General features: G+C 69.4%; 4 protein-coding genes. 1 reads left to right on the top strand and 3 read right to left on the bottom strand.

Annotation, left to right across the window (positions count from 1 at the left end):
* Nucleotides 1–843, bottom strand: an 843-nt coding sequence (locus ACFWX1_RS00620) for an acyl-CoA dehydrogenase family protein (RefSeq protein ID WP_378382675.1), incomplete at its 3' end; no start/stop codon positions are given.
* A 23-nt stretch (nt 844–866) separates the two neighbouring features.
* Nucleotides 867–1,865: a 2-dehydropantoate 2-reductase gene (locus ACFWX1_RS00615; RefSeq protein ID WP_378382674.1), complete on the bottom strand. Its 999-nt coding sequence runs from the start codon at nt 1,863–1,865 to the stop codon at nt 867–869.
* Between the two features lie 292 nt (nt 1,866–2,157).
* On the opposite strand from ACFWX1_RS00615, the gene ACFWX1_RS00610 reads away from it, so the two are divergent.
* Complete coding sequence (locus tag ACFWX1_RS00610; RefSeq protein ID WP_378382673.1) at nt 2,158–2,898, top strand: GntR family transcriptional regulator; 741 nt, start codon at nt 2,158–2,160, stop codon at nt 2,896–2,898.
* Nucleotides 2,899–2,929: 31 nt separating this feature from the next.
* On the opposite strand, the gene ACFWX1_RS00605 is transcribed toward ACFWX1_RS00610, so the two are convergent.
* A complete protein-coding gene (locus ACFWX1_RS00605) occupies nt 2,930–4,321 on the bottom strand; it encodes an OFA family MFS transporter (protein WP_378382672.1) in 1,392 nt (463 codons plus the stop codon).
* Between the last annotated feature and the right edge of the window lie 180 nt (nt 4,322–4,501).

Here is a 4,501-nt window from a genome sequence, read left to right as displayed (position 1 = left end):
GCAGCCGCGAGCCGTCCGGGTCGTTCCAGAAGAACACCGGCATCGACGGCATCGGGGGGGGGGGGGGGCCCGCCCACCCGCCCCCCCCCCCCGCAGCTCGGCCGACGCCGCCGCGAGCACGCCTTCCATGATCCCGAGCGCCACCGCCGAGCCGAGCCCGAGGAACCACGGCAGCGCGAGGTCGAGCACGAGGTCCGCGCCCGCCCCGCTCTCGCCGAGCCGGTTCGCCTCGGGCACCCGCACCGGATCGGCCCGCACCGTGGTGGCCGCGCTCGCCCGCAAGCCGATCCCGCCGTGGTCCGAGGGCACCAGCAGACCCGGCGCCTGGCCCGGTACGCACCACAACGTCGAAGTGCCCCGCCCGGCGGACGGACGGCTCGACCAGACGTAACTGTCCGCCTCGCCCGCGGAAATCACCCACGCCTTGCGCGCGTACAGGTCGACGACACCGCCGTGCCCGCGGGCCGTGCCCTCCGGGCTCAGGAACAGCCGGTCCGGACCCGCGTCGAACACGGCGAGCGTGGACAAATGCCGTCCCGCCGCGAGATCGGCACGCACCTCGGGACCGCCGTGGACGCCGAGCACCGCGGCCGCCGCGAAATGCGACCGGAGCACCGTCGCGGTCCCGGCGCAGGACGACGCGATCCGCTCCACCACCCGCGCGGTCTCGGGCAGCCCGAGCCCGCCGCCACCGAGCCCGCGGGACGCGGTCATACCGAGCACTCCCTTGCGACCGAGCGTGGTGATCGCGCCGCGCGGGAACCGGGCCAGCTGATCGGCGGTCGCGGCCGCCGGGTCGACCACACTCGCGACGATCCTGGCGACCTCATCGGACAGGGACATCGGACACTCCTCCTGGAGAGCGTTCAGTGCGAGCCGGCGGGCACCGGCTCGGCCGTGGCGGTGCGGTTGAGCAGTCCGATCGCCGCGTGCACGTGGCGCAGCGCGGGCGCGGGCACGCCGGTGAGGCCAGCCAACTCGACGACGGCGCCGATGATCGCGTCGATCTCGAGCGGCTTGCCCGCCTCCAGGTCCTGCAGCATCGACGTCTTGTGGTGCCCGACGCGCCATGCGCCGTCGATGCGCTTCTCGACCGAGACCTGCGGATCGCTCCCGGCGGCGCGGGCGATCTCCAGCGTTTCGGTCATCATCGTGGCGACCAGCGCGCGGGTGTCGGCGTGTTCGCACATCTGCGCCATCGTCGCCCTGGTCAGCGCGCTCAGCGGGTTGAACGCGACATTGCCCATCAGCTTGATCCAGATGTCGTTGCGGATATCGGGCTCCACCGGGGCTTTCAGCCCGCCCGCGATCATCGCCTCGCTCAACGCGGTACAGCGCCCGGAAACGCCGCCCGCCGGTTCCCCGAGCGAGAACCGGGTCCCCTCCAGATGCCGGATCACGCCGGGGCGCTCGATCACGGTCGAGCAGTAGACGACACAGCCGATCGCGCGCCGGAGTTCGAGGACCGCGCTCACCGCGCCGCCGGGATCGACGGTCTCGACGCGGTGGCCTTCCAGCGGATGCCCGGCCAGGCCGTGGAAATACCACCACGGAATGCCGTTCTGCGCGGCCACCAGCGCGGTGCCGGGGCCGAGCAGCGGGGCGAGCAGCGGTCCCGCCGTCGCGTAGGAATGTGCTTTCAGGCCAAGGAAAACGTAGTCGGCCTCGCCGACCTCCGCCGGATCGCCGGTGACGTGCGGGGTGGCCGAGAAGTCACCACGGGGACTGCGCACGAGCACTCCGTGCCTGCGCATCGCGTCCAGATGGAGTCCCCGTGCGACGAGATGGACCTCGACCCCGGAGCGGTGCAGTGCCGCGCCCACGTACGCGCCGATCGCACCGGCACCGAGAACAGCCACCTTCATGATGAGCCTCCCGTCACACGTGATTGCATACAGTATCCCAGCAGCGCTAGGTTTTCCATACCCCTGAACACGGAATCGCTCCAGGTCGCCGCGTCACGCCGACGCGACACCGGCGCGGCGGCAAAGATCCACCAGCCCGGTCATGGCGGGCGTTTCCGGCGATTACGGACCGCGTTTCTGATTGGTCCGTTTTGGTTGACTCCGGGACGCTCGGGAGCAACTTCCGGGATTTTGCATACCAAAGGCTGTATTCTGAGGGCATTCCGCTCTTCATTCCCGAACGAGGTGCACCGTGACCCAGCCCGTCTCGCCCCTGCCCGATCGCGGGCCGACCGGACGCCGCACGGCGAAGGGCCCCCTCAGCGGGTCCGCGGCCCGCCGTGTCGAACGTCCGGCACCGCTGCGCCAGGTCGTGTACGAGGCGCTGGCGGAGCTGATCGTCAACCGCACCCTCGAACCGGGCCAGCACCTCGTCGAAGCCGACCTCGCCGAGTACCTCGGCGTCAGCAGGCAGCCGGTTCGCGAGGCCCTGCAACGACTTCAGACCGAGGGCTGGGTCGACCTGCGCCCCGCGCAGGGCGCGTTCGTGCACCTGCCCACCGACGAGGAGGCCGACCACCTGCTCGGCGTGCGCACCGTGCTGGAGGCCTACTCCGCCCGGCTGGCGGCCGGCCAGGCCGGCCCCGACGACGTCAAACGCCTGTGGGAGTTGCACAAGGAAGGGCTCGACGCGCTCGACGCCGACGACATCGAGGGTGTCGTCGCGGCCAACTCCGCGCTCCACGCGTTCATCACCGAACTCTCCGGCAACTCGGTGCTGGCGGAGATGATCGGGCTCGTGGACCGGCGGGTGCGCTGGTACTACACCCCCATCGCCCGGCCACGCGGGCAGGACGCCTGGCACGAGCACGCTCAGCTGATCGAGGCCATCGCGGCGAAGGACGCTGTCGTCGCGGAGGAGATCATGACCCGGCACACCGAGCGCACCCGGCAGGCATTCCACGAGAGGCCCCCGGAGGAACCTCAGTCCTGAGGGGTGGGGTCCTGGATGGAGGTCAGGCCGGTCAGGACCCCGCCGCCGCGGACGGACGAGCGAGGAAGTCGCGCCGGCCCGCTGTGTCCGTTCCGTGGCGTGGGCGGCCTGGCTGTCGCAGGAACAGCGTCAGTACAGCGGAAAGCAACGCGATACCTCCTGCCAGGATGTACGCGCCGTTGTAGCCCCACGCGCTGATCACCGCGGCAGCCAAGCCGCCCCCGCCGACACCGCCGACGAGTTTCGCGCTGTACACCAGACCGTAGTTCGAGGCGTTGTTGTTCTCCCCGAAGTAATCCGGCACCAGGGAGGCGAACAGCGGATAGAACGCACCGCCGCCGAACCCGGTCAGGAACGCGAACACCATGAACAGCGGGAGGTTGTGCGTGTTGCCGCTGTAGAGCACGCCGAACTGCGCGGCCGCCGCGATCACCAGCACGATGGTCAGCGTCTGCCGCCGTCCGATCCGGTCGGAGACCCAGCCCACCACCGCGCGGCCGGTACCGTTCACAATGGACAGCACCCCGGCCGACGACGCCGCGACGAACGGGCCGAAATGGCTCTCCTTCGCGAAGTCGACCTGGAAGTTGATCCCGAACAGCGAGACGCCGCCGATGATCACCAGGCTCAGCCACATGAGCGGCAGCATCCCGGTCCGGATCGCCTCCATCGGCGTGTACTGCCGGACCGCGGGCGGATTCTTCGCCAGTCCCTTGGCCCCGTTCCTGTTCTTGGCCCAGGCGATCGGGTCGACCTCTTTCGGCCACCAGCTCTTCGGCGGGTCCTTGAAGAGGAATCCGCAGAGCGCGACCACGACCAGCATGTAGCCGCCGATGACGTCGAGCACCACCGAGTAGTTGTCGTGTGTCAGGAACGCGCTGAACAGATAGATGAACGGGACCGCGCCATAGGCGAATCCGCCGTTGACGAAACCGGTCCGCGCCCCGCGTTTCTCCGGATACCATTTTCCGACCATGTTGATACAGGTCGCGTACACGAGCCCCGCGCCGGTACCCCCGAGAACCGAGTAACCGATGAACGCCAGCGCCAGGTTCCCGCTGTGCGCGATCGTGAAATACCCGATCCCGCTGCAGACCGCGCCGGCGAGCATCGCCGTCTTCGCCGAAACGATGTTCTTCTCGCGCAGGCGTCCGGCCGGGAACGCCACCCCGGCCTGGAACACCGCCCAGATACTGGCCAGCCAGAACGCGTCGGCCAGCGACCAGCCGTATTTCTGTTCGAGGGTGTCTTCCACGGCGCCCCAGCCGTATTCGAAGACACTGACCGCCATCATGGCGACCCAGGGCAACCAGACCATCCACCCCCGGGAACGGCCCATGATGTCGTGCGGGCTCTCCCCTACCCGGTAGATCCTTCCGTTATCGTCGACTATCTCCTGATAGGCCGGTGCGGCTGCGGTCATAAGAGTTCTCTTTCGTCACCGTTGACTACTCATTCCCTTACGTTTCGTGTCCTGCCCGCCGCACACCCCGCCCGTGTGCGACCACGAGTGCCTCCGTCCGCAGCGACCGCCGTCAAGTGTCGGGCACCATAGCTCTCCTCCTTCCGGTCCGGAACCGGCTCGCCGCGACGAGCCGGGGCC

This window comes from Amycolatopsis sp. NPDC059021, from assembly GCF_042739895.1.
Taxonomy (GTDB): domain Bacteria; phylum Actinomycetota; class Actinomycetes; order Mycobacteriales; family Pseudonocardiaceae; genus Amycolatopsis.
This window is presented reverse-complemented; position numbering and strand designations above follow the sequence as displayed.

What these genes read in the sequence shown, in the direction of transcription:
- ACFWX1_RS00605 (WP_378382672.1), bottom strand. Translation starts at nt 4,321, where the DNA reads ATGACCGCAGCCGCACCGGCCTATCAGGAGATAGTCGACGATAACGGA.
- ACFWX1_RS00615 (WP_378382674.1), bottom strand. Translation starts at nt 1,865, where the DNA reads ATGAAGGTGGCTGTTCTCGGTGCCGGTGCGATCGGCGCGTACGTGGGC.